This window comes from Azorhizobium caulinodans ORS 571 (assembly GCF_000010525.1).
GTDB classification, from domain to species: Bacteria; Pseudomonadota; Alphaproteobacteria; order Rhizobiales; family Xanthobacteraceae; genus Azorhizobium; species Azorhizobium caulinodans.
Genome location: NC_009937.1, coordinates 4,835,862 through 4,860,263, shown reverse-complemented (window position 1 = coordinate 4,860,263; position 24,402 = coordinate 4,835,862). Strand labels below are relative to the sequence as shown.

Annotated in this window: 22 protein-coding genes and 1 riboswitch; of the genes, 7 read left to right on the top strand and 15 right to left on the bottom strand. The window is 68.9% G+C overall.

All coding sequences use genetic code 11. From position 1 onward, the window contains the following. Positions 1-98 precede the first annotated feature (98 nt). Positions 99-596, top strand: coding sequence for an Hsp20 family protein (locus AZC_RS21890; RefSeq protein WP_012172785.1), 498 nt, complete (start codon positions 99-101; stop codon positions 594-596). Positions 597-714: 118 nt separating this feature from the next. Here the strand turns inward: AZC_RS21890 and AZC_RS24595 are convergent, their stop codons facing one another. The 7 genes from AZC_RS24595 to AZC_RS21855 form a co-directional block, all read right to left on the bottom strand. Continuing rightward, entirely contained in the window at positions 715-1,914 is a 1,200-nt protein-coding gene (locus AZC_RS24595; RefSeq protein ID WP_052286041.1) for an SGNH/GDSL hydrolase family protein, read from the bottom strand. A gap of 172 nt (positions 1,915-2,086) precedes the next feature. Beyond that, the gene (locus tag AZC_RS21880; protein ID WP_012172783.1) at positions 2,087-2,581 is read right to left on the bottom strand and encodes a F0F1 ATP synthase subunit B; all 495 of its coding nucleotides are present in this window, start codon (positions 2,579-2,581) and stop codon (positions 2,087-2,089) included. Between the two features lie 113 nt (positions 2,582-2,694). Then, complete coding sequence (locus tag AZC_RS21875) at positions 2,695-3,402, bottom strand: F0F1 ATP synthase subunit B (protein ID WP_012172782.1); 708 nt, start codon at positions 3,400-3,402, stop codon at positions 2,695-2,697. Between the two features lie 90 nt (positions 3,403-3,492). Continuing rightward, entirely contained in the window at positions 3,493-3,720 is a 228-nt protein-coding gene (locus AZC_RS21870) for a F0F1 ATP synthase subunit C (protein ID WP_012172781.1), read from the bottom strand. A gap of 49 nt (positions 3,721-3,769) precedes the next feature. Continuing rightward, on the bottom strand, positions 3,770-4,522 hold the full coding sequence (locus tag AZC_RS21865) for a F0F1 ATP synthase subunit A (protein ID WP_012172780.1): 753 nt from the start codon (positions 4,520-4,522) through the stop codon (positions 3,770-3,772). 120 nt (positions 4,523-4,642) lie between these two features. Then, the gene (locus tag AZC_RS26230; protein WP_244421754.1) at positions 4,643-4,837 is read right to left on the bottom strand and encodes an AtpZ/AtpI family protein; all 195 of its coding nucleotides are present in this window, start codon (positions 4,835-4,837) and stop codon (positions 4,643-4,645) included. A gap of 368 nt (positions 4,838-5,205) precedes the next feature. Next, positions 5,206-8,658 carry a chromosome segregation SMC family protein gene (locus AZC_RS21855; protein WP_012172778.1) on the bottom strand — a complete coding sequence of 1,151 codons (3,453 nt, stop codon included), beginning with the start codon at positions 8,656-8,658 and terminating at the stop codon, positions 5,206-5,208. A gap of 281 nt (positions 8,659-8,939) precedes the next feature. Here AZC_RS21855 and trxA point away from each other — a divergent pair, with 281 nt between their 5' ends. After that, positions 8,940-9,854, top strand: coding sequence for a thioredoxin (gene trxA / locus AZC_RS21850; protein WP_012172777.1), 915 nt, complete (start codon positions 8,940-8,942; stop codon positions 9,852-9,854). A gap of 10 nt (positions 9,855-9,864) precedes the next feature. Next, complete coding sequence (locus AZC_RS21845; protein WP_012172776.1) at positions 9,865-10,536, top strand: LON peptidase substrate-binding domain-containing protein; 672 nt, start codon at positions 9,865-9,867, stop codon at positions 10,534-10,536. Between the two features lie 58 nt (positions 10,537-10,594). Here AZC_RS21845 and AZC_RS21840 read toward each other — a convergent pair whose 3' ends face one another. Beyond that, positions 10,595-10,945 (bottom strand): hypothetical protein, encoded by a 351-nt coding sequence (locus AZC_RS21840; protein WP_012172775.1) that lies wholly within the window; start codon positions 10,943-10,945, stop codon positions 10,595-10,597. Between AZC_RS21840 and AZC_RS21835 the strand changes: the two genes are divergently transcribed. The 3 genes from AZC_RS21835 to AZC_RS25925 all read left to right on the top strand — a co-directional run bounded on the left by AZC_RS21835 (position 10,944) and on the right by AZC_RS25925 (position 14,544). After that, positions 10,944-12,008 carry an RluA family pseudouridine synthase gene (locus AZC_RS21835; protein ID WP_012172774.1) on the top strand — a complete coding sequence of 355 codons (1,065 nt, stop codon included), beginning with the start codon at positions 10,944-10,946 and terminating at the stop codon, positions 12,006-12,008. The two genes, AZC_RS21840 and AZC_RS21835, sit on opposite strands and share 2 nt — an antisense overlap. Before the next feature lie 115 nt (positions 12,009-12,123). Then, entirely contained in the window at positions 12,124-13,026 is a 903-nt protein-coding gene (gene rpoH, locus AZC_RS21830; protein WP_012172773.1) for an RNA polymerase sigma factor RpoH, read from the top strand. 144 nt (positions 13,027-13,170) lie between these two features. Next, positions 13,171-14,544, top strand: a complete 1,374-nt coding sequence (locus AZC_RS25925) for an extensin-like domain-containing protein (protein ID WP_081434076.1) — start codon at positions 13,171-13,173, stop codon at positions 14,542-14,544. A gap of 55 nt (positions 14,545-14,599) precedes the next feature. Here the strand turns inward: AZC_RS25925 and AZC_RS21820 are convergent, their stop codons facing one another. Then, a complete protein-coding gene (locus AZC_RS21820; RefSeq protein WP_012172771.1) occupies positions 14,600-16,261 on the bottom strand; it encodes an L-lactate permease in 1,662 nt (553 codons plus the stop codon). Between the two features lie 332 nt (positions 16,262-16,593). Here AZC_RS21820 and AZC_RS21815 point away from each other — a divergent pair, with 332 nt between their 5' ends. After that, positions 16,594-17,472 carry an EamA family transporter gene (locus AZC_RS21815; protein WP_012172770.1) on the top strand — a complete coding sequence of 293 codons (879 nt, stop codon included), beginning with the start codon at positions 16,594-16,596 and terminating at the stop codon, positions 17,470-17,472. A gap of 273 nt (positions 17,473-17,745) precedes the next feature. On the opposite strand, the gene gcvPB is transcribed toward AZC_RS21815, so the two are convergent. The 6 genes from gcvPB to AZC_RS24585 form a co-directional block, all read right to left on the bottom strand. Continuing rightward, positions 17,746-19,311 carry an aminomethyl-transferring glycine dehydrogenase subunit GcvPB gene (gcvPB, locus tag AZC_RS21810; RefSeq protein ID WP_012172769.1) on the bottom strand — a complete coding sequence of 522 codons (1,566 nt, stop codon included), beginning with the start codon at positions 19,309-19,311 and terminating at the stop codon, positions 17,746-17,748. Positions 19,312-19,504: 193 nt separating this feature from the next. After that, complete coding sequence (gcvPA, locus tag AZC_RS21805; protein WP_012172768.1) at positions 19,505-20,848, bottom strand: aminomethyl-transferring glycine dehydrogenase subunit GcvPA; 1,344 nt, start codon at positions 20,846-20,848, stop codon at positions 19,505-19,507. Positions 20,849-20,870: 22 nt separating this feature from the next. Next, a complete protein-coding gene (locus tag AZC_RS21800; RefSeq protein ID WP_012172767.1) occupies positions 20,871-21,344 on the bottom strand; it encodes an OsmC family protein in 474 nt (157 codons plus the stop codon). Positions 21,345-21,360: 16 nt separating this feature from the next. Beyond that, entirely contained in the window at positions 21,361-21,732 is a 372-nt protein-coding gene (gcvH, locus tag AZC_RS21795) for a glycine cleavage system protein GcvH (RefSeq protein WP_012172766.1), read from the bottom strand. Between the two features lie 3 nt (positions 21,733-21,735). Further along, a complete protein-coding gene (gene gcvT / locus AZC_RS21790) occupies positions 21,736-22,899 on the bottom strand; it encodes a glycine cleavage system aminomethyltransferase GcvT (protein ID WP_012172765.1) in 1,164 nt (387 codons plus the stop codon). Between the two features lie 216 nt (positions 22,900-23,115). Further along, positions 23,116-23,218: riboswitch (glycine riboswitch) on the bottom strand. Between the two features lie 74 nt (positions 23,219-23,292). Beyond that, positions 23,293-24,144, bottom strand: a complete 852-nt coding sequence (locus tag AZC_RS24585; protein WP_052286039.1) for a hypothetical protein — start codon at positions 24,142-24,144, stop codon at positions 23,293-23,295. Positions 24,145-24,402: the final 258 nt, after the last annotated feature.

The window sequence follows — 24,402 nt, the reverse complement described above, 5'->3', positions numbered from 1 at the left end:
GGCGTGCCGGGCCAGACGGACGGCACGGACGGCTCGGCCAGACTGGCGGGCCCTCCATCCGATGACGATACCGCATCGCTTCAAGGAGGATGTGACCTATGCGTACGTTCGATCTCTCTCCCCTCTACCGCAACACGGTCGGCTTCGACCGCCTTTTCTCCCTGCTGGATTCCGCCGGCAATGTGGAGGGCGGCGCCCCGACCTATCCGCCCTACAACATCGAGCGCACCGGCGAGAATGCCTATCGCGTGACGGTGGCCGTGGCGGGCTTCACTCCCGAGGAACTCTCCATCGAAGTGAAGGAAAATACCCTCTCCCTGCGCGGCGAGAAGGCGGCGCAGGCCGGCGGCGAAGCTTCGCAGGTGCTTTATCGCGGCATTGCCGCCCGTGCCTTCGAGCGCCGATTCCAGCTTGCGGACCACGTGGAAGTGAAGGGCGCGAGCCTTGAGAATGGCCTGCTGCACGTGGACCTCGTGCGCAACATTCCCGAGGCGAAGAAACCCCGCCTCATTCCCATCACCACCGGCGTCGCCCAGCCTCAGACCATCGAGGCGAAGGCGGATACCGCCGAGGTGGAGGCGCCCCGCGCGGCCTGAAGCCCGGGGGAGGGGTGATTCCTCCCTCGGTTCATCTCCTGATCTGAGACCGTCCCCTGCGCCCCGGTCTTCGCCGGGGCGTTTTCACATGTGGGGTGCCGTGCCGGTGGGGCTGCGGTCAGCGCGCATCCGGCGCGTCGCCCGAACCCGGTTGCGTCTTGGGCGGCCAGGAGAAATCGTCCGTCCGCCCCTTCCGCGCCGCGATCGGGCTGCCGTCCGACAGGGCCTTCAGCGCCTCGCTTCCGGGCGCGCTGGCGGGGAGGATGTTGGCGGCACCGCGACCGACCGGAGGCGGACCGCCGGCAAGGCTTGCGCCCCCGCGTGGGCCGTCATTGAGCGAGATGGGCTGTGAGCCATCGGCAGCGGGCGCGTTGGCCGCCGGACCGGGCTCCGCCAGCAGGCGCGTCAGTTCCTTCTGCACGAAAAAGGCGAGCTTGCGTCCGCCGGCGCGGGTGAAGCGTTCGCCGTCCGCCTGGCGCAGGCGCCGGCGCTGGCCGTCCACGGCGGGACCGGAGGCCGTGTATTTGCCGTCCTCGTCCACGAAGCCGTCCCAGACATTCACATAAACGGCCCCGCTGCGGGCGGCATGGGTGCGCAGCAGGTCGTTCAGGCGCTCATATTCCTGCGATTCCGGGGCCGACTGCACCGGCGGCAGGCCGAGCAGAATCACCCGGCGCCCCTGCGGCCCCCGCGCAGCGGCGAGCACGTCGTCCACCCTCTTCCCGTAGAGTTCCGCCCAACGGTCGGTGAGGGGCTGGACGTCCGTCTCGCCCTCCCGGATCGGTTCCAGATCCTCCACCCCCAGCGCCAGCACGATGGCGTCCGGCTTTCCGGCATCGATGGCGCCCGGCAGGCGATTCACCCAGTCCACCGGCACCGTCTGGAAGCCGCTGGGGTCGGCGGTGATGGCCACGACGGCAGGGCTGGTGCGCTCGCCCACGTAGAGATCGGCGAGGCCCTCGGCCACCTGCCGGCCGTACCAGTCGCCGATCACGAGAACGAATCGGCTCGGCGGCTGGCGCCGGCCCTGCATGGCCTCGGCCGCGCTCACATAGACGGTGCCCTGCGGATCGGGCGGGGGCGTCGGAGCGGCTTGGCGGACCGGCGGCGGCTGCACCGCCTGGGGCGGCGGACCGAGGGGGATGCCGAAGAAGGTCGGCTGCTGGGGCTGGGCCGGCGGGCGCCAGTTCGGCGCGCTGCGCGAGGGTGCCGGCACACCGGCAGGCGGACGCGGCGGGAAGAGCCCGTCGAAGAGCTGTGCGGCGGCCGGTTGCGGCGAAAGGCCGGCAGCTGCGGCGACGAACAGGCCACACAGCAAAAAACCCGCCCGGCGCAAGCGTCCGACGGGGTTCGATGATGGAAAAGCCGAAGTCACACCGATCGCCTCCGCATCGCGCGGAGCAGGGGCGGGGAGGGCGGGACGAAAGCGCGGCATGCACCAGCTTTGGCCGAAGGGCATGGCCCTTTCAAGACCCCGCCGGTGCGCGCGGTCAGTTCAGCTTGCCGCGCACGTCCTGGATGGCCTGGCCGAGCAGGCGATCGCCGGTGGCCGTGCCGGGCACGGAAGCGGCGAGGATGCGCTCGGCGGCCTGCACGGCGGCGTCGGCGGCGAAGGCCTTCACGTCGGCGAGGGCCTGATGCTCCGCTTGCGCGATCTTGTCCTCGGCCATGCGGGTGCGGCGGGAGACGAACTCCTCGAGCTTGGCCTTGGTCTCGGCGGCGAGACGCTCTGCCTCGGCCTTGGCGGCGGTCACGATGGCTTCCGCCTCGGCTTCCGCCTCGCGCTGCTTGCGCTTGTATTCCGCGACGAGCTTCTGCGCCTCTTCCTTGAGGCGGCGGGCTTCGTCGAGCTCGGCGGCGATGCGGGCGCCGCGGGCGTCCAGCGCCTTCGCGAGAGCCTTGTGCACGCCGTTATAGAGCAGGATGCCGACAAACACGAAGAAGGCTACGGCGACCCAAAGTTCAGCCAGTTCCATATCGCTCATGGCAGAGTCCTCGATCGCCTGTGCCTGAATTCAATCGGTCTTGAAACGAGCCCCTCGAAAGGGGAATGCGGCCGTCCGGAAAACCGCCCGGCCGCAGGTCTTGCGTTCAGGTCTCAGGCGGACTTTGCCGCCAGAGCCGCGTCTACCGCGGATTCCACATCCTGATTGCCGGCGGGGGTGCCGACCAGGGCGGTCACGATGGCGCCGGTGGTGTCCACCGCAATGCCGCGAACGTGGGAGAGGGCCGTCGCCTTGGTGCTGGCGATGCGACGCTCGGCGTCGGCCAGCTTGGCGTTGAGGTTCTCTTCCAGGGACTTGCGGTTGGCGTCGGTCTCGGCAGCAAGCCGGGCCCGGGCCTCGCCGGCAATGGCGTTCGCCTTGCCGCGCGCTTCGGTGAGCGCCTTCTCGTAAGCGGCCTGGGCCGCCTCGCTCTCGGCCTGACGCAGGCGGGCTTCTTCCAGATCCTTGGCGATGCGGTCATGCCGCTCTTCCAGGATCCGGCCGATGCGCGGCAGCGTCACGCGGCTCATGAGGAAATAGAGCGCGCCGAAGCTGACGATGAGCCAGATCAGCTGCGAGGCGAAGTGCTGCGGCTTGAAGGGCGGAAACCCCCCGTGCTCGCCGCCGGCGGCTTCGCCATGGCCGGCTTCCGCGCCATGCGCGGCCGGCGGGTGGGCCGGGGCGCCCGCCTGGGCGACCACCATCGGTGCCGGCCGGCCGGAAACCGATGCAGAATCGAGGCTGCCGGCGACAGCCGGGAGGGCCAAGGTGGCCGTTCCCAGGAATGCCGCGACCGCAGCCAGCTTCCATGTCTTGTTCATGGCTCGCCCGCCTGCCTTGTCCTTGTCATCACACGCCATTGCTGCGCCGGCCCCGGGGCGGACCCCGAAGGCCGGTCGCGGGATCAATGATCAGGCGACGAAGAGCAGGATGAGGGCGACGACGAGCGAGAAGATGCCGAGACCTTCCGCGAGCGCCGCGCCGATGAAGGCGCGGGCGAACTGGCCGTCGGCAGCCGACGGGTTGCGCAGCGCGCCAGACAGGAAGTTGCCGAAGATGTTACCGACGCCGATGCCGGCGAGGCCCATGCCGAGGCAGGCGAGACCGGCGCCGATGAACTTTGCAGCTTCCGCTTCCATTGATCTGCTCCTTGAGAAACGTCGTTGGTTGGCCGTGCGGGTGGGACGATCAGTGTCCCGGGTGGACCGCATCGTTGAGGTAGATCGAGGTGAGCACGGCGAACACGTAGGCCTGAAGGATGGCCACCAGCAGTTCGAGCGCGGTCAGGGCCACGATCATGAAGAAGGGCAGCGTGGCGCCGAGCCAGCCGAGGAAGCCCGCGGACCCGAGGCCCACCACGAAGAAGGCGAACACCTTGAGGGCGATGTGGCCGGCCAGCATGTTGGCGAACAGACGCAGCGACAGGCTGATCGGGCGGGACAGGAAGGAGATGACCTCGATGAGGACGATGAACGGCAGCAGGAAGGCCGGCACGCCCGACGGCACGAAGAGGTGCAGGAAGTGGGTGCCGTGCTTGTAGAAGCCGTAGATCACCACGGTGCCGATCACCAGCAGCGCCAAAGCGGCGGTGACGACGATGTGGGCGGTGATCGTGAAGGTGTAGGGCACGAGGCCGATCACGTTCGCAACGAACACGAAGACGAACAGCGAGAACACCAGCGGGAAGAAGACCATGCCTTCGGTGCCGGCGGATTCGCGCACCATCTTGGCGATGAACTCGTAGCCCATCTCGGCGACCGACTGCATGCGGCCCGGCACAAGGGTGCGCCCGCGCGTGGCATAGGTCAGGAAGAAGAAGATGAGGGCCACGATGCCGACCATGAAGGCGGCGGAATTGGTGAAGGAAACGGTGACGCCACTGACCCGCAGCAGCTCGACATAGCGCTGGATCTCGAACTGGTGAATCGGATCAACGGTCATCCGACGGCCCCTGTCTCCTGCGGCCGGTCAGGGCCGCGTCATTCACAGCGGCTTGCGCCGCAGAAGTCCGGCCAGATGGCCGGACGCACCAGTCGAAGTCGCAGGCTGGCGGCAGTGCCGTCAGGCCTTCGGCCTCTTGCGCGATGGGGTCTCCCCCGCCGCGCGCATCATGTTCAGAACGCCCGCCCCGAACCCGACCAGGGTGAGGAGAATGATTCCCCACGGTGCGATGCCCAGCACCTTGTCCAGACCCCAGCCCACCAAGGCTCCGACCAGGACACCCGATACGAACTCCGTCCCCAGCCGGAAGGCCATGGCCATTCCCGAAGAGGTGGAAGCATCCCGCCGCGATCCCGCCGGTTGCGATTGGTCTCTAGGCCGCGCCTTGTCAAGCGCGGCATTGAGCCGCTGAAGCCGATCGGAAAGCCCGGCGTCCGAAGCGCCGGAACCCTGCTCCTGAGGCGTTCCATCAGGCTTCCGTCCGGGAGCTTCCGATGGATCTGTCATGGTGCACAGCTCCGGTTTCAGACGTGGGGGCCAAGAAAACGCTGAGCGATCCCGGCCCGCCGAAACCGCGCGGCACCATAGTTGCGGCAAAAATGAGTGTCAAGAACGGCGGTTGCCGAAATAAGTCTATGTAAGTAAAGAGAAAAAACGGAAATACCCCACATGGGTGCACCGCATTAACTCACCTCGCGTAACCGTTCGGCGCTTTGCAGGTCCACCGAAACGAGGCGCGAGACCCCTCGTTCCGCCATGGTCACACCGAAAAGACGGTCCATGTGCGCCATGCTGATCGGGTTGTGGGTGATGACGAGGAAGCGCGTGTCCGTGAGGCGCGTCATTTCGTCCATGAGCGTACAGAAACGCTCGACATTCGAGTCATCCAGCGGCGCGTCCACCTCGTCGAGAACGCAGATGGGCGCTGGATTTGTGAGGAAGACGGCGAAGATCAGCGCCATGGCGGTGAGCGCCTGCTCCCCGCCCGAGAGCAGCGACAGGCTCTGGGGCTTCTTGCCCGGTGGCTTGGCGATGATGTCGAGCCCGGCTTCCAGCGGATCGTCCGCATCGGTCAGCACCAGTTGTGCCTCGCCGCCGCCGAAGAGGGTGTCAAACAGCTTGCGGAAATGCCCGTCCACCACGGCGAAGGAGGCCTGAAGCCGTTCGCGCGCCTCGCGATTGAGGCTGGCGATGGCCCCGCGCAGGCGGCGGATGGCTTCGTTCAGCTCGTCCCGCTCGCGCACCAGCGTGTCGTGCTGGGTCTCGGTCTCCGTCAGCTCGATCTCGGCCCGCAGATTCACAGCGCCGAGACGCTCCCGCTCGCGCTTGGCCCGTTCCAGCGCGATCTCGATGGCGGAAATGTCCGGCTGGCGCCCGTCATCCACAAGTTCCGCATGTTCGCGGGCGGATTCGGGCGGGCCGTCGAGCGCTTCGGTGATCTCCCGCTGCACGTCGTCGCGCCGCTGGCGGGCGGCGTCGAGCCGGGCTTCGGCGCGGGCGGTCTCCTCGCGGGCGGCGGACATGGCCTCCAGCGCGGCCCGCGCGGCCCGGTCGGCGGCGGCGAGCGCGCTCTCGCCTTCCACAAGTTTATCTGCGGCGGCCCGGCGGGCTTCGTCCGCCGCCTCGATCTTGCCGAGGAGCGTGCGGCGCTGGAACAGGAACTGTGCCGGCATCTCTTCCGTGGTCGCGAGTTCCGTCTCCGTCTCCGCCTTGCGGGCGGCGATGGCGGCGAGGCGCTCGCCCGCGCCCCCGGCGCGGCTGGTCCAAGAGCGGCGTTCGCTGGCGATGGCCTCCAGCCGACGGAGCCGCTGCGAGCGCTCGCGCTCGAAGCCGTCGAGCCGGGCTTTTGCCTCCGCCACGGCACCGCGCGCCTGCGCCACCACGCCTCGTGCGGCGGCCAGCGTTGCGTCGATGAGGGCCGGTTGCTCCAGTTCGGCAAGTGAGGCTTCCGCCTCGGCTAGACGCTCTTCCGCTTCCGCACGGGCCGCGGTGAGGCGCTCGCGCGCTTCGGTCAGAGCGGAGAGGCGGGCGATATGGGCACTCGCCTTGCGCTCGGCGTTGGCTTCCGCCTCGCGGGCGATCTCGGCGGCCCGCTGGGCGGTGCGGCGGGCTTCGCGGGCCTGCGTCTCCAGGCCTGCGGCGGCGCGCAGATCGGCGTCCCGCAGCGCGAGCATGTCGCGCGCCTCTTCCACCGCTTCGCGGGCGAGATCCGCTTCCAGTTGCAGGTCTGCAAGCCGGTTGCGCTCGGCGAGGCGCCGCGCGGCGGCGGTCGGGGCATCGGCCGCAGCGATCACGCCGTCCCAGCGCCAGAGGTCGCCCGCCTTGGAGACGAGGCGCTGGCCTGGCTTCAGCTGCGCCTGCAGGCGCGGCCCGTCCGCCGGCTCGACGATGCCGATCTGGCCGAGGCGCCGCAGCAGGGCCGGGGCGCCGGACACCTCGTCCGCCAGCGGGCCCGCGCCGGGCGGCAGGGCCGGGTCGCCCGCCTGCGGCTGCGAGCCCGCCCAGCGGGCGGGGGCGGCGGTGTCCACGGGCAGATCGAGGTCGTCGCCGAGGGCGGCGCCCAGCGCCATCTCATAGCCCTTGGTGACGGTGAGAAGGTCCGCCACGGGCGGAAAGGCGCCGCTTGAGGATTGCAGCAGCTTGGAGAGGGTGCGCACCTCGGTGTCGAGCCGCCCGAACTTGCGTTCCGCCTCGGCGACGGCCGGGCGGACCTCTTCCAGCGCGCGGCGGGCGGACTGATGGGCGGCTTCCGCATCGGTGGCGGCCTCTTCCGCGAAAGCGAGGCGCTCACGGGCGGCATCGGCCTCCATCCGTTTGGCTTCGAGGTCCGAGGTGCCGGCATCGAGCTTCAGCCGCCGCTCCTCCGCCTCGACGGAAACGCGCTCGGCCTCGGTGCGCAGCAGGCGCTGGCGGATGTCGCGGATGGTCTGGTCGAGGGTGGTGCGGCGGGCGCTCGCGTCCGCATAGGCACGGGTCTTGGCGTCGAGGTCGTCTTCCGCTGCCGCCATGGCCTCCTGCGCCGTGTCGAGGATGGCTTCCGCCTCCTCGCGGGCGAGCACGGAGGCTTCCTGTTCCTCCGTCAGCGTCAGTTCTTCTTCTTCGAGCCGGGCGAGCACGCCTTCGGCATCGGCGGAGAGGGCCGTCTCGCGCTCCAGATCCTGGGTGAGCTGCGCGAGGCGACGTTCGAGGTCGAGGCGCCGGGCGCCGAGGCGCTCTTCTTCCTTGTCCAGTTCCACCCGCGCCAGCGTCAGGCGCTGCAAGGCGGCGGCGGCCTCCGTGTCCGCCTGTCTCAGGGCCGGAAGCGCATGGGCGGCGATGGCCTGGAGCCGCGCGGCTTCGGCCTGGGCGCGCGTGCATTCGGCGGCCTCGCGGACGCTCGCCTCCAGCGTGCGCTCCGCGTCCGCCAGCGTGCGCGTCACCTCGCTCCAGCGCAGCCAGAGCAGGGTCGCCTCATATTTGCGGATCTCGGCGGCGAGCGCCCGATAGCGCACCGCCTGCCGCGCCTGCCGGCGCAGGCCTTCCACCTGACCGGCGAGCTGGGTGATGACGTCTTCCAGCCGCAGCAGGTTGGTCTCGGCCGCCTTCAGCCGCGTCTCCGCCTCGTGCCGGCGGGCGTGCAGGCCGGCGACGCCGGCGGCTTCCTCCAGAATGCGGCGGCGGGCGGCGGGCTTGGCGCCGACGATCTCGCCGATCTGCCCTTGCCGCACCAGGGCGGGGGAGCGCGCGCCGGTGGAAGCGTCGGCGAACAGCATGTTCACGTCGCGCGCCCGCACATCCCGGCCGTTGATGCGATAATGCGAGCCCTGCCCGCGATCGATCCGGCGCACCACCTCGATGAGGTCGTGATCGTTGAAGCCGGCGGGGGCGGTGCGCTCGGCATTGTCGAGCTGGAGCGCGACCTCGGCGGTGTTGCGCGCCGGCCGGCCCGTGGTGCCGGAGAAGATCACGTCGTCCATGTCGTTGGCGCGGAACGCCTTGTGCGAGCTTTCGCCCATCACCCAGCGCAGCGCCTCCACGAGGTTCGACTTGCCGCACCCGTTCGGCCCCACGACGCCGGTGAGGCCGGGTTCGATCAGGAGGTCTGTCGGCTCGACGAAGGTCTTGAAACCCACGAGCCGAAGGCGGTTGAACTTCATGGCTCGGCGGTGTGCCAGTGGCTGGAGTGCCCGTCAATGAAAGCCTGCCCCCGCTTCGGCCGGCCCCGCAAGATGCCGCGTCTCCCCATCCACAGATGCGCGGGGCGGGTGTGGGAGAGTTGGCTGCACTCTCAGCGTGTGTCAGGCCACATGCGGTTTCCACTTTGCCCGCGATGCTCTAGAAGCCCGCATGCAGTGATTGCGCTGCGCCGGAGAGCGCCCATCTATGGGGCGGACACCCGCAGGCTTCCGGCAGCGGGCTATTTTTCGAGGGCGACAGGATGCTCTTCAATCAGGCGGGCGGCGCGCAGACGGCGGCGCAGGGGGCCGGTGACGGCCTCGTCATCGACACCACCACGCAGACCTTCATGGCTGACGTGATCGAGGAATCGCGCACGCGCCCGGTGCTGGTGGACTTCTGGGCCCCCTGGTGCGGCCCCTGCAAGACACTCGGCCCGGTGATCGAGAAGGCCGTGCGCAGCAAGAAGGGCAAGGTGCTCCTTGCCAAGATGAACATCGACGATCACCCGGCCATCGCCCAGCGGCTGGGCATCCAGTCGATCCCCGCCGTCTATGCCTTCGTGAACGGCCAGCCGGTGGACGGCTTCATGGGCGCGCTGCCCGAGGGGCAGGTGAACGACTTCATCGAGCGCCTCACGGGCGCGGATGCGGGCATCGCGGAAATCCTTGAGGCCGCCGAGCAGGCGCTGGCCGAGGGCGATGCGGTGGGCGCGGGCAATGCCTTCGCGCAGATCCTCGCCGAGGAGCCCGACAATCTCAAAGCCCTCTCCGGTCTCGCCCGCGCCCACGTGCTGCTGGGCGATCTGGAGCAGGCCGAGGCGACGCTCGCCGGCGTCCCCGCCAACAAGGCCAACGATCCGGCCGTCGCCTCCGCGCGCGCGGCCATCGAACTCGCCCGCCAGACTGCCGACCTTGGCGAGACGGCGGAGCTGGAAGCGGCGGTTGCGGCCGATCCCGCCAACCATCAGGCGCGCTTTGATCTGGCGTTGGCGCTCGCCGCCGGCGGCAAGCGCGAGGATGCGCTGGTGCATCTCCTGGAAATCGTGAAGCGCGACCGGTCCTGGAACGAGGACGGCGCGCGCAAGCAGCTGGTGCAGCTCTTCGACGCGTGGGGACCGACCGATCCGCTCACCGTCACGGGGCGGCGCAAGCTCTCGGCGATCCTGTTCGCCTGAAGGAACACCCGTGGCCAAGCATCGTCCCCTGATCGCGCCGGCGGATGCGCCGGCCGTGGTGCCCGTATTCCCGCTGGCGGGGGCGCTGCTGCTGCCGCGGGCCGAACTGCCCCTCAACATCTTCGAGCCGCGCTATCTGGCGATGATCGACGATGTGCTGGCCGGCGACCGCATGGTCGGCATGATCCAGCCGGACGAGGCCAAGCCGGAAGACGAGCGCGGGCCCGCTCTGTTCAAGGTGGGCTGCCTCGGCCGCATTACCCAGTTCGGCGAGAGCGGAGACGGGCGCTATCTCATCACCCTCACCGGCATCTGCCGCTTCGAGGTGGTTGAAGAACTGAACGTCGATACGCCCTATCGTCAGTGCCGCATCGACGTGAAGCCCTTCGCCAAGGACTTCGACGCCAGCGCGGGCGAGGATGCGGTGGACCGCACGGCGCTGCTGCGGGCGCTCGCCGCTTTCCTTGAGGCCAACAAGCTGGAAGCCGACTGGGAAGGCATCGAGCAGGCGGGCACCGAGACTCTGGTGAATGCGCTCTCGGTCATGTCGCCTTATGGCACGCTGGAGAAGCAGGCGCTGCTGGAAGCGGCCGACCTGAAATCCCGCGCCGAGATGCTGGTGGCCATCACCCAGATGATGCTGGCGCGCATGCCCGGCGACGGGGAATCCTCGCTTCAGTGAGGGCGGGCGGGGTGTCGGCCCTGCCCATTCCCGCGGGGCCGCGCGTTCCGCTCCGCTGTCAGGGCGCGACGGCGAAGGTCAGGCGGCCGGCGGGCGTGAGGGTCGCCAGGTCGTAGGTGCGGATTTCCGGCGTGCCGCCCACGTCCAGTGTCACCACCAGCAGCCGGTCGGCAACGGCGGTGGAGACGATGCGGGCGCCCTTGGGCAATGTGGCGGTGATGTCGCCCGCCTTGGTGGCCTTGCCCCGCATCATGCGATAGCCGATGACACCGAGAATGCTCGCGATGCCGAGCGCCATGACCAGCCCCGACACCATGGAAAAGCGCCGCATCTTCTGCACCACGCGGGCCTGATCGGTGGAGAGCTTTTCCACCTCGTCTTGCGAGACCGGATCGGGGCGGGGAAACATGGGCCAGCCTTTAAGGAATGAGACCTTGGACGACGACGATCTCCTCGACCTTCCGATCGGGGACGCCAGTGAGGACGACGGCACGGCCCATGTGCTGACCGTGGGTCCAGAGGATGCCGGCCTCAGGGCCGATCGCTTCCTCGCCGCCCGCCTGCCGGACCTCAGCCGCACCCGCCTGCAGAAGCTGGTGGCGGACGGCCGGGTGAGCGTCGGCGGGCGAGTGGTAGGAGACCCGGCCGAGCGGGTCAATGCCGGGGACGAATGGACGGTGCGCGTGCCCGCGCCCGAACCCGCGGCGCCCGTGCCGGAAAAGATGGACCTTTCCATCGCCTATGAAGACGACTTCCTCATCGTCGTGGACAAGCCGGCGGGGCTCGTGGTGCATCCGGCGCCGGGCAACTGGTCGGGCACGCTGGTCAACGGCCTGCTGGCCCATTGCGGGGCCTCGCTCTCCGGCATCGGCGGCGTGAAGCGGCCGGGCATCGTGCACCGTCTCGACAAGGACACCTCCGGCCTGCTGGTGGTGGCCAAGACCGACGCCGCCCATGCCGGGCTCGCCGCCCAGTTTGCGGACCACGGCCGCACCGGGCCGCTGGAGCGGGCCTATTATGCCTTCGTGTGGGGCGTGCCCGACCAGCGCGGCACGGTGGATGCGCCCATCGACCGCCACCCCACCCACCGCCAGAAGATGGCGGTGCGGCAGAGCGGACGCGAGGCCATCACCCATTGGGAGCGGCTGGAGGTTTTCGCCGGCGCCGATGGCGCGCCGCTGGCAAGCCTCATCGAGTGCCAGCTGGAAACGGGGCGCACGCACCAGATCCGCGTCCATCTGGCGCATGTGGGCCATCCGCTGCTGGGCGATGAGGTCTATGGACAGGGGTTCCGCACCAAGGCGAGCCGCCTGCCGGAAGGCGCGCGGGCCCTGCTTGCAGCGCTGGGCCGCCAGGCGCTGCACGCAGCCCGGCTCGGCTTCGCCCATCCCGTGACGGACGAGGAACTCTTGTTCGAAAGCCCGCTTCCTGAGGATCTCGCACGGCTGCGCGACGCCCTCGCGCTGCCGTGAGGGGACCCCACCTATCCGATCTGCGTTAGGGACCGTATATTACGCAGTTGCGGTTGGCGGCACGCGGCCGCGTGTGTGGTCGCTCGGGCGGAGGACCACGAGAAAGGAGGCCTCCATGGCCGGAAGCAGGCAGGCGCCGATCCCTTCAGCGGAAGGTGGTCTGACGCGGTATCTCGAAGAGATACGTCGGTTCCCGATGCTGGAACCGCAAGAGGAGTACATGCTGGCGAAGAGCTGGCGCGAGCATGGGGATCGCGATGCGGCCCATAAGCTCGTCACCAGCCACTTGCGGCTGGTCGCCAAGATCGCCATGGGCTATCGCGGCTACGGCCTGCCCATATCCGAGGTGATCTCGGAAGGCAACGTCGGCCTCATGCAGGCGGTGAAGAGGTTCGAGCCCGAAAAGGGCTTCCGCCTCGCCACCTATGCCATGTGGTGGATCCGCGCCTCGATCCAGGAATACATCCTGCGCTCGTGGAGCCTCGTGAAGATGGGCACCACGGCGGCGCAGAAGAAGCTGTTCTTCAACCTGCGCAAGGCCAAGAGCCAGATCTCCGCGCTGGAAGAGGGCGATCTGCGCCCCGATCAGGTGAAGCAGATCGCCACCAAGCTCGGCGTGACCGAGCAGGATGTGGTGGACATGAACCGCCGCCTCTCTGGCGACGCCTCCCTAAACGCGCCCCTGCGCGAGGATGGCGACGGCGGCGGCGAGTGGCAGGACTGGCTCCAGGACGACCATCAGGACCAGGAGACCAACCTCGTCGAGAGCGAGGAACTGGACAACCGACGCACCGCGCTTTCCAGCGCGCTTGCGGTACTGAACCCACGCGAGCGCCGCATCTTCGAGGCGCGCCGGCTGTCCGAGGACCCGGTCACGCTGGAAGAACTGGCGGCCGAGTTCGGCGTCTCCCGCGAGCGCGTGCGCCAGATCGAGGTGCGCGCCTTCGAGAAGGTGCAGAAGGCGGTGGTGGACAAGGTGCGCACCATCGAGAACGTGGGCGAGCCCGAGCACGCCTGACGTTGGGGCGTCTTAACGTCTGTCGGTACTTAAAAACCGCTCCCGGTGGTTCGGGGGCGGTTTTTTACTTTTGGCGCTGAAAAAGCCGGAAATCCGCCGCCAAATTTTAACGCCGTCTCAAGGACAGGCCCCCACGATGGGGGCATGACGCGCGGAGTTTCCTGGTCCTTCGTAGCCCCGCTCGTCTGTGTGGGGCTCCTCCTGACTGGCTGCCGGTTCGACATGTTCCAGCGGCGTGAGCCCTGGCGTGCCCAGGCCGAGGAGAAGTGCATCGCCGAGGGCGGTGTCACTCCGTCCGTCTATATCGAGCCCATGCGCTCCATTGACGGGCCCGGCGCCTGCGGCATGGAGCACCCCTTCAAGGTGGCCGCGCTCAATGACGGCACGGTCGGCATCGAGCCCAAGGCGACGCTCGCCTGCCCGATGGTCCGCGAGGTGGACGCCTGGATTGCCCAGGTGGTGCAGCCCGCCGCCATGGCCTGGATGGGCGCGCCCGTCGTCGCCATCAAGCAGATGTCGTCCTATTCCTGCCGCGGGATGAACGGCCAGCCGGGCGCCAAGATTTCCGAGCATGCCTTCGGCAACGCCCTCGACGTGGGCGGCTTCCGCTTCGCCAATGGCGTGGACATCTCCGTGAAGAACGGCTGGAAGGGGCCGCCCGAGGCGCGCGGCTTCCTGCTCCAGGTGCAGGCAGGCGCCTGCGAGGCCTTCACCACCGTGCTCGCGCCGGGCTCCAACATCTTCCATTACGACCACATCCATGTGGACCTGATGCGGCGGAACAACCCGCGTCTCATCTGCAAGCCGAAGCCCCAGCCGCTGCCGGCCCCGCCCGTGCTCTCCGTCTCGGCGCCCGAGCCCGGCTATCCGCAGCAGCCCGCGCCGCAGCAGCCGGGCGGCTATGAGCGCGCGCCCATGCAGCCGCTGCGCCTGCCGCAGGGCCAGGCCGAGCCGATGGGGAGTCCGCAGGTGCAGGGGCAGCCGCAGGAGGAAGCGCCCGCCGAGGAAGAGGCGAACGCGCCGCAGGAGATTGCGCCCCAGGCTGCCCAGCCCCAGCAGACCCCGCCGCGCATGGGCGAGCCGCAGCCCATCCAGCCGCAGCCGGGCTATGGCCGCGCGCCGACCTATGGCACGCCGCAGGTCTCGGCCCCGCCGTCCTCCGGCTATGGCCAGCAGGGCTACGGCCAGCAGCAGGGTTATGCCCGGCAGGGGCCGCAGGGCTATGGCCAGCCGGCCCCCCAGCAGACCTACCAGCCGCAGCCCGCACCCTATGGCGCACCGCAGCCCGGCTATGATGCGGACTCGCACCAGCCGGTGTTGCTGCCACCGGGCTCGCTGCCCTCCCAGCCGCGCATGCCGGGGCCGATGTCCTATGCGACGGCGGGGAAGGCCGGCGCGAAGGCGGCGGCCAAGGGGCCGTTCACGGAAGCGGGCATCGTGCAGCGGCGCTATTATGCGGTGCCCATCCCGCAGCCTTCCCCCATTCCCCTGCCGCTCGCCATTCCCGGCGAGGACTGAGTGAAGAGTGATGAGAAAGGCCGGCATCCCGCCGGCCTTTCCGTTTTTCAGGCGGTCAGTGGATGACCATGGCCGTGAAGGGCCAGACATAGGCCTGGAGCATCACCAGCACGCCCACGAGGCAGGCGAGCACGATGGAGTGCCAGAACACGAAGCGCAGGATGGAGCCTTCGTGTCCGAACCAGTTGGTGGCGGTGGAGGCCACCACGATGGACTGGGCGTCGATCATCTTGCCCATGACGCCGCCGGAGGAATTGGCCGCGCCCATGAGGATGGGGCTGAGGCCCAGTTGCTCGGCGGTGATCTTCTGCAGGCCGCCGAACAGCACGTTGGAGGCGGTGTCGGAGCCGGTGAGCGCCACGCCCAGCCAGCCCAGCAGCGTGCCGAAGAAGGGATAGAGGAAGCCCGCCTGCGCGAAGGCAAGGCCCAGCGTCGCGTCCACGCCCGAGTAGCGGGTGAGGGTGCCGATGGCGAGCATGGCGGCGATGGTGACGAGCGAATAGCGCACCACCCACAGCGTCTCCAGATAGGCCTTGATGAGCCGGATCGGCGAATACTTCATCACCGCTGCCGAGAGGACGGCCGCGATGAGGATGCCGGTGCCCGTATAGGAGAGATAGGTGAAGGCGAAGACGGCGCCCTCCTTCACCGGCGCGGCCACCACGGGCGGCACCTTCTGGATCTGGTTGTGCAGACCCTCGATGGGGAAGTTGAGGGTGAACAGCGGGTTCACCAGCGCCTTGAACCAGCCGGTGCCCCAGATGGCGACCACCACCGAGAGGATGACCCACGGCACCCAGGACCAGATCACCTCGCTGCGGGTGGCGACGTGGGTGCGCACCGGCGGAGGCGCCATGGTGGCGGCGCTGTCGTCCTTCGTCCGCAGCTTGGCGGAGAGCCACAGCTCCTTCGGCTGCCAGACCTGAAGGAAGGCGACGAGGCAGGCCATGGAGATGATGGAGGCGCCGATGTCGACGATCCACGGGTTCACATAATTGGAGATCAGGAACTGCGGCACGGCAAAGGAGATGCCGGTGACGAGGATGGCCGGCCACACCTGCATCATGCCGCGCCAGCCGGCGAAGACCCAGATGAGCCAGAAGGGCACGATCAGCGAGAAGAAGGGCAGTTGCCGCCCCACCATGGCGCCGAGCAGATAGGGGTCGAGCCCGGTGACGCTGGCGAGGCCCTGGATGGGCGTTCCGAGCGCGCCATAGGCCACGGGCGCCGTATTGGCGATGAGGGAGAGGCCCGAGGCGGCGAGCGGCGAGAAGCCGAGGCCGATGAGCAGCGCGCCGGTCACCGCCACCGGCGTGCCGAAGCCCGATGCTCCTTCGAAGAAGGCGCCGAAGGCAAAGGCGATGAGCAGCAACTGAATGCGCCGGTCGGCGCTGATGCCGCCGATGGAGTGTTGCAGCGTCTCGAACCAGCCTTTCTCCACCGTGAGCCGGTAGAGAAAAATGACGTTCAGGATAATCCAGCCGATGGGGAAGAAGCCGGTGATGACGCCGAGCCAGGTGGCGCGCAGAGCATGGCCGGTGGGCATGGTGAAGCCCAACGTCACCACCAGCAGCGCCACGGCGAGGGCGATGACCGCCGCCCAGTGGGCCTTCACCTTGTTGGTGGCGATGAGAACGAGCAGCGTGACGACGGGAATGGCGGCCACGAGCGTGGAAAGCACGGGACTGCCGAACGGGTCATAGACCTGGTTCCACATGAACGTCTCCTCGGATGGCTTGGGCGGTGACGCTGCGGGCTTGCTGCCCGTTCTCGCCGCATCTGTATTCGGCAGCCCGGCGCCTGAGTCTGTCAATGTAATCGGCCGGGAATGTTGTGATTCCTCTCAGGCATGCGGCCGCGAATGCTTAGATTGTCTGCAATATTTACGTTACGTCATATCGCAGACGCGAAGATGTCGCGGCGCGAAAACTTGAGCGCAGCCTTCCGGATGGCGGCATTTGCGTCGCTGATGGATGGCTTGCGGAAAAGTCGCTTGTGCCGACGATGACCGGCGTTCAAAAGACACCATCGCTTCTGACCGGACCCGCCATGGCCCCCCGCCACATCGCCCTTGCCGTGCTGGTCACGGCTGTCTGGGGCTTCAACTTCGTCGTCATCCATGTCGGGCTCGAGACCTTCCCCCCGCTGCTGCTGACCGTGCTGCGCTTCGTGGTGGCGGCCCTGCCGGTGCTGGTGGTGCGCCCGCCCAAGGTGCCGCTCCGGCGCATGCTGGCGATCGGGCTCACCTGGTTCCTCGGCCAGTTCGTCTTCATCTTCATCGCCATGACGAAGGGCATGCCGCCGGGCCTCGCCTCGCTGACGCTTCAGGCGCAGGCCTTCTTCACCATCCTCATCGCGGCGCTGGTTCTGCGGGAGCGTCCCTCGGCACGGCAGCTCACCGGCGTGATGGTGGCCTTCTGCGGCCTCGCGCTGATCGGCTTCAGCGTCGGCGGCGACATGACCCTGCTCGGCCTCGGGCTGACCATGTGCGCGGCTCTGAGCTGGGGCGTCGGCAATGTGCTGATGCGCGGCACCGGCAAGGTGGACATGCTGCCCATGGTGGTGTGGCTGAGCCTCGTGCCGCCCCTGCCGGCCTTTGCCTTGTCGCTGGTCTTCGAGGGCTGGCCGGCGATCACCTCCGCCTTCGCCCATGCGGACCTTCTGGCCTATGGCACGGTGCTCTATCTCGCCGTTCCGACGACGCTGATCGGCTTCGGCATCTGGGGCCACCTGCTCAACCTCTACCCCGCGGGCACGGTGGCGCCCTTCTCCCTGCTCGTGCCGCTCTTCGGCACGCTGTCAGCCGCACTCGTGCTGGGCGAACGCTTTCCCCCGCTGCGCTTCGCCGGCATGGGCCTCATCGTCTGCGGCCTCCTCATCCTCGCTCTGCCGCTGGGCCGCTGGCTGCGGCGGGTGCGGAAGGCGTAGGAGCGGTGCACGGGTTAACCCTCCCCCCTTGCGGGGGAGGGTAGGGAGGGGGGTAATGCCCTCTCCGTTCTGCGCACCTTCTGCCTGAGGGGGAAGGCGCGCGCGTTTGGCAGGCCGTTTTACCCCCCTCCCCAACCCTCCCCCGCAAGGGGGGAGGGGGCCTGTCGCGGGGGAGGGGCGTTCCGTGGCGGTGAGCGGGCCTCGAGAAACAAACAAAAAGCCCGGCGGAGGGGTCCGCCGGGCTCTTCTTTCAGCGATTTCACACGCGTCCGATCACTCCGCCGCTTCCGGCAGCGGCTGGGGCTTGACCCAGCGCAGGACCGGGGCGCGGGCGGCGCGGGTCTCGTCCAGCCGGCGGCGGGGGGCATAGTGCGGGGCGCCGAGGAAGCGCTCTTTCTCCCCGGCCTTCGCCGCGAAGGCGAGGTCGCGCAGCGCGCCGATGAACAGGTCGAGCGAGGCCTTGGACTCGCTCTCCGTCGGCTCGATCAGCATGGCGCCATGCACCACCAGCGGGAAGTACACCGTCATCGGGTGGTAGCCCTCGTCGATGAGGGCCTTCGCGATGTCGAGGGTGGAGAGGCCCGTGCCCTCCAGCCAGGCATCATCGAACAGCGCCTCGTGCATGGCCGGGCGCTCGCCGAAGGGCACGCTCATCACGTCGCCGAGGCAGGCGCGGATATAATTGGCCGAGAGCACCGCGTCCTCGGACGCCTGCTTCATGCCGTCCGCGCCGTGGGAGAGCATCCAGGCCATGGCGCGCACGAACATGCCCATCTGGCCGTGGAAGGCGCTCATGCGGCCGAGCGCCTGCACGGCACCCGCCTCGCCCTCGTCCTCCACCAGCTTCAGGCCGGCGCCGTCCGCGACGATGGCCGGCACGGGCGCGAAGGGGGCCAGCGCCTTGGAGAGCACCACCGGGCCGGCACCGGGGCCGCCGCCGCCGTGCGGGGTGGAGAAGGTCTTGTGCAGGTTGATGTGCATGGCGTCCACGCCCAGCTCACCCACCTTCACCTTGCCGAGGATGGCGTTGAAATTGGCGCCGTCCGCATAGAAATAGGCACCCGCCGCGTGCACCGCCTCGGCGATCTCCACCACGTCCCGCTCGAACAGGCCGCAGGTGTTGGGGTTGGTGAGCATGAGGGCCGCCACCTCGGGGGTGAGCGCGGCCTTCACGGCGGCCGGGTCCACCGTGCCGTCGGCGCGGGCAGGGATGGACTTCACCTCATAGCCGATGAGCGCGGCGGTGGCCGGATTGGTGCCGTGGGCACTCTCGGGCACCAGCACGATATGGCGCTTCTGGCCGTTGGCGATGTGCGCGGCCTTGATGGCCATCATGCCGCACAGTTCGCCGTGGGCACCGGCCTTCGGCGTGAAGGCCACCGCTTCCATGCCGGTGAGCGACAGGAGCCAGCGGGACAGTTCCTTGATGAGGGCGAGGGCGCCCTGCACCGTGGAGACCGGCTGGAGCGGGTGCACGTCGGCAAAGCCCGGCAGGCGGGCCATCTTCTCGTTGAGGCGCGGGTTGTGCTTCATGGTGCACGAGCCGAGCGGGAAGAGGCCGCTGTCGATGCCGTAATTCATGCGCGACAGGCGCACGTAATGGCGCATGGCCTCCGGCTCGGCGAGCCCCGGCAGGCCGAGGTCCGCCTTGCGCTCATGGCCGCCGAGGCGGGGCGTGAAGTCGCCCGCGTCCTCGATGTCCACGCCGGTGACGTCGGTGCGGCCGATCTCGAAGATCAGGCCCTCTTCCAGTTCCAGCGCGCGGTTGCCGGTGAAGGTGTGGGGTGCAGCGCTGCCGGTGGTGATGGGGGTCGTCGCCCCGCGTCCTTCGCGGTTCATGCCAGCACCTCCTTCAGCGCGGCCTCAAGAATGATCCCCCTCCCCCCTTGAGGGGGAGGGACGGGGAGGGGGGTAGAACGGGTGCCGCCGGGAGCGGCCATGCCGGAAAGCGGATGGGGCATCACCCCCCTCTCCAGCTCTCCCCCGCAAGGGGGGAGAGGGCGCGTTGCGCAGCGGAGGTCGGTTGCAAGGTTCATGCCAGCACCTCCTTCAGCGCGGCCGCATAGGCGGCGCGGTCTTCATCCGTATTGATCTCGGTGGCGGCGACGAGGATCAGGTCGTCGAGGCCGGCCTTCGGCGCGAGGCGCGCATAGGGCACGCCGCCCAGCACGCCCTTGGCCGCCAGCTTCTCGATCACGTCCACAGCCTTGCCCGGCACGCGGAGGGTGAACTCGTTGAAGAAGGCACTGTTGAGCACCTGAACGCCCGGCACGGCGGCGAGCTTATCCGCCAGCTTGCAGGCATTGGCGTGGTTCAGACGGGCGAGCTTGCGCAGGCCCGTCTCGCCCAGAAGGGTGAGATGGATGGTGAAGGCGAGCGCGCACAGACCGGAATTGGTGCAGATGTTGGAGGTCGCTTTCTCGCGGCGGATGTGCTGCTCGCGGGTGGAGAGCGTCAGCACGAAGCCGCGCTTGCCGCTGGCGTCCACCGTCTCGCCGGCGAGGCGGCCGGGCATCTGGCGCACATACTTCTGGCGGGTGGCGAACAGGCCCACATAAGGCCCGCCGAAGGTGAGCGGATTGCCGATGGACTGGCCCTCGCCTACCACGATGTCCGCGCCCTGGGCGCCGGGCGGCTCGATGAGGCCGAGGGAGACCACTTCCGTGAACACCGCGATCAGCAGCGCGCCGGCCGCATGGGCCTTCTCGGCGATGGGCTTCAGATCGACGATGTTGCCGAACACGTCGGGGCTCTGCACCACGACGCAGGAGGTCTCGCCGTCGATGGCGGAGAGGATGTCCTCGCCGCCCTGCGGGACGGGCGAGAGGGCGACCACCGCATCGTCCGCATAGAGCGAGAGCGTGGCGATGGTCTCGCGATAGTGCGGATGCACGTTGCCGGCCACGACGGCCTTGCGGCGCTTGGTGACGCGGTGGGCCATCAGCACCGCCTCGGCGGCGGCGGTGGAGCCGTCATACATGGAGGCGTTGGCCACCTCCATGCCGGTGAGTTCGCCCACCTGCGTCTGGAACTCGAACAGGTATTGCAGCGTGCCCTGCGCGATTTCCGGCTGGTACGGCGTGTAGGAGGTGAGGAATTCCGAGCGCTGGATCAGATGATCCACGGTCGCCGGCACATGGTGGCGATAGGCGCCCGCGCCGACGAAGAAGGGCACGGAGCCCGCCGGCACGTTCTGCGCGGAGAGTGCGCCGAGCGTGCGCTCGACGGAAAGCTCGGTCTTGTGCGCCGGCAGGTCGGCCAGCGCGGGGTCGAGTTTCGCGGCGGGGATGTCGGCGAAGAGGGCATCGACGGAGGGGGCGCCGATGCGCGCCAGCATCTCCGTGCGGTCCTCCGGGGTGAGGGGCAGATAGCGCATGGATGTCTCGGGTTCGGGGGCCTTAGGCCATGGAAAATGTCGGAGCGAGAACCACTTCACCGCGCAGCGAATTGGCGATGTAGCATTCCTCGTGGGCGCGGTGGTGGAGCGCCTCCACCTCCTCGGCGGTGGGGGTCTTGTCGCCGCTGAACGCCACGGCGGGGTTCAGCGTGATGCGGGCGAGAAAGAGCTTGCCCTTGTCGTTCGGCGCCATCTCGCCGACGGCGGCGTCCGTGTAGCTGTCCACCCGCAATCCCGCCCGGCGGGCGAAATCGAGGAAGAACAGCATGTGGCAGCTCGAAAGCGCGCCGACCACGGCCTCCTCCGGGTCCAGCGCATCCTCGCGTGAGAGGGGCACGCGGACGGAGGCGGGGGCGGAGGATCCCGGCACTTCCAGCCCGTCGAAGATCAGCCGATGGGCGCGGCTGTAGCGGCCGTCGGTGAAAACGTCCTCGCCCCGCTCCCAGCGCACCGTCGCGGTATAGACGTGGGCCATGGATCCTCTCCCGGTCTCAGAGGGTGTCGAGATAGGCCTTGTAGTCGTCGGCGCTCATGAGCGCGTCGAACTGGGCGGTGTCGGAGAGCTTGAGCTTCAGGAACCAGCCCTTGCCTTCCGGGTCCTCGTTCACGGTCGCCGGGGTGGCCTCAAGGTCGCTGTTGACCTCCACCACCTCGCCGGAGACGGGGGCATAGACCTCGCTCGCCGCCTTCACGCTCTCCACCACGGCGGCTTCCTTGCCCTGCGCGATGGCCTTGCCGATCTCGGGCAGTTCCACGAACACCACGTCGCCGAGCTGTTCCTGGGCGTAGTTGGAGATGCCGACCACGGCCACGTCGCCTTCGAGGCGGACGTATTCATGATCCTTGGAGTAACGGGTGGTCATTGGTCAGGCCCCTTTGGCTGCGGAAGTCTTGCGAACGTAGCGCTGCGGCACGAACGGCGTTGTGACGACGGTGGCGGCAAGCGGCTTGCCGCGAACGATGACGTCGAGCTTGGTGCCCGGCGTGGAAAGGGCGGTGGGCACATAGCCAAGCGCCATGGGTGCGCCGAGCGTCGGCCCGAAGCCGCCGGAGGTGACGCGGCCGACGATGGTGCCGTCCTTGGTGGCGATCTCGGCGCCCTCGCGGGCCGGGGCGCGGCCCTCGAAGGCGAGTCCTACGCGCAGGCGCGCCGGGCCGTCCTTCAGCTCGCGCTGGATGCGCTCCGCGCCGGGGAAGCCGCCGTCCTCGCGGCGGCGCTTCTGGATGGACCAGACAAGCGCGCCTTCCACCGGCGAGGTGGTGGTGTCGATGTCGTGGCCATAGAGGCAGAGACCGGCTTCCAGCCGAAGGCTGTCGCGGGCGCCAAGGCCGATGGGCTTCACGTCCGGCTCGGCCAGAAGCTTGGTCCAGAGCGTTTCGGCGTCGGCATTAGCCACGGAAATCTCATAGCCGTCCTCGCCGGTATAACCGGAACGGGAAATGGCGATGGGCAGGCCGTCATAGGTGGTGACGAGCACGGTCATGAAGGCCATGTCGGCGGCGCCGGGGGCGTGGCGGGCCATCACCTCCACCGCCTTCGGCCCCTGGAGGGCGAGCAGCGCGCGGTCCTCATGGGTCACGAGGGTGACGCCGGCGGGCAGGCGGGCGGCGATGTGGGCGTAATCGTCGGTCTTGCAGGCGGCGTTCACCACCAGCAGCAGCGTGCCGTCCTGCGCCGGGTCGGCGGGGCGGGCGACCATGAGGTCGTCGAGAATGCCGCCGTCCTCCGCGAGCAGCTGCGAATAGCGCTGCTGACCGGGCTTGAGGTTCAGGATGTCGGCGGGGACGAGGGCTTCCAGCGCTGCGGCGGTGGTGGCGTGGTCGGGACCGATGAGCGAGGCCTGGCCCATGTGGGAGACGTCGAACAGGCCGGCGCTCTCGCGCGTCCAGTTGTGCTCGGTGAGAATCCCCGTGGGATACTGGACCGGCATATCGTAGCCCGCGAAGGGCACGAGCTTGGCTCCCAGCGCCGCATGGGCGGCGTGGAGCGGCGTCTTCAGCAAAGGGGACGTATCGTCGGCATGCGACATGAAGCGGTTCCGCGAAAGGCGCCAGAAAATGCGGACATGACTGTCCGCGCGGCGCCCCCTCTGTCGCAGGAACCTGAGAGATTCACCGGAACCCCGTCACGCGGAAGGGCCGGCTTACTCCTTCGGTGAGTCGCTTGATCCATGCAGCCGGAAGCGAGGCGCAAAACGCCAAACGCTCCGGACCAGCATCGCATCCGCGACTGCTTTCCAGAGGCTCGTCACCCTGCGGCCCTTTGTGCCTGAGCGGTTCCGGGGCGGTTGCGCCTTCGGCGCCGGATCCTGCCTTTCGACAGCTTCCGGTCTCTCCCGCAGGGATCATCCGAACGGCGGTGGTTGCCCACCGCCGCGCTTCTTATAGGCGATCCGGGATCGCGGTTCAATTCACCGCCGCGCTCATTGCGGGGCAGGACCGAAAGTGCTCGGCGAAGGGCCGACGGCGCCGCCCGAGGACGAGCCGGAGAAGGTGGGCGGCGGGCCGAAGGTGTCGCTGGCGGGCGCGCTGCCGGTCGAGGCGCCGCCGCTGGGGCGCGAGGTGCTGGAACTGCTGCTCGCCGCAGGCGCACTCGCGGCCGGGGTGCTGGGCGCGCTGCTCGTGGCGGCGGGGCGCGGCGTACGCGGCCGGGCCGGGGCGGCGGGCTTGGCCTCGCCCTTCGAGTCGAAGCCCACATAGACGATGTAGCGCTCGAGATCATCGCCCTTGGGCAGCGGGAAGGTGATGCCTTCCTCCACCACGGCGAAGCCGGCCTGGCTCTCGTTGGGCAGGATCTGCACCGGCACTACGAAGAACTTGCTGGTGATGGTGACCGGGTTCGGCCCCTCCTGCACCAGCGCCACGCGGATCGGCACGGTGAAGGCGCCGGGCGTGCCCTTGTCGCCGAGGATGACGCGGCCCTCGATGCCGACGCGGATGTTCATCTGTCCGGCGGTCACCTTGCACTCGCGGGCGAGCGTGCCGAAGGTGCCCTGCGCGCGCAGACCGCCGCCGGCGGCGGGCACCTGCCAAGTGGAGGCGCCGGAGCGCACCGTCACCGGCGGGCAGGTCACTTCCGTGCCGTCGCCGGCACCGCTCGCCACCGTGGTGCCGGATGCGGTGACGGGCGCGGAGGCCGCGGCGCCGTCCACGGTGGTGCCGGGCGCGCCGAACGTGCCCTGCGAATTGAAGCCCGCGCAGCCCGCCAGCGAGAGAGCCAGGGCAGTCCCGGCCAGAATGCGGGTCGGCAGGGCGGCGTGGAACGCCAGACGCATGTCACCTTCCTCCAGATGGCGGGGGTTGGCGCGCAGCACGCGCCGTCCCCTCGTCAGAGCGCCTGGGGCGTGCGGAACGCTCCATGGACGCATGCTCCAGCCCGTCGAAATGCCCGCTCAAGAGGCGGGCAGCGGACCAAACCGGGCCAAATCTCTAACAAAATGTAAATGAGAGCGTGCAGGCCGACGAGGCCCGGCATGCGAATGCGCCGCGCTTCCTGCTTTTATGGTTAGCGCGGGCGGCAATGTGGCGCCCGC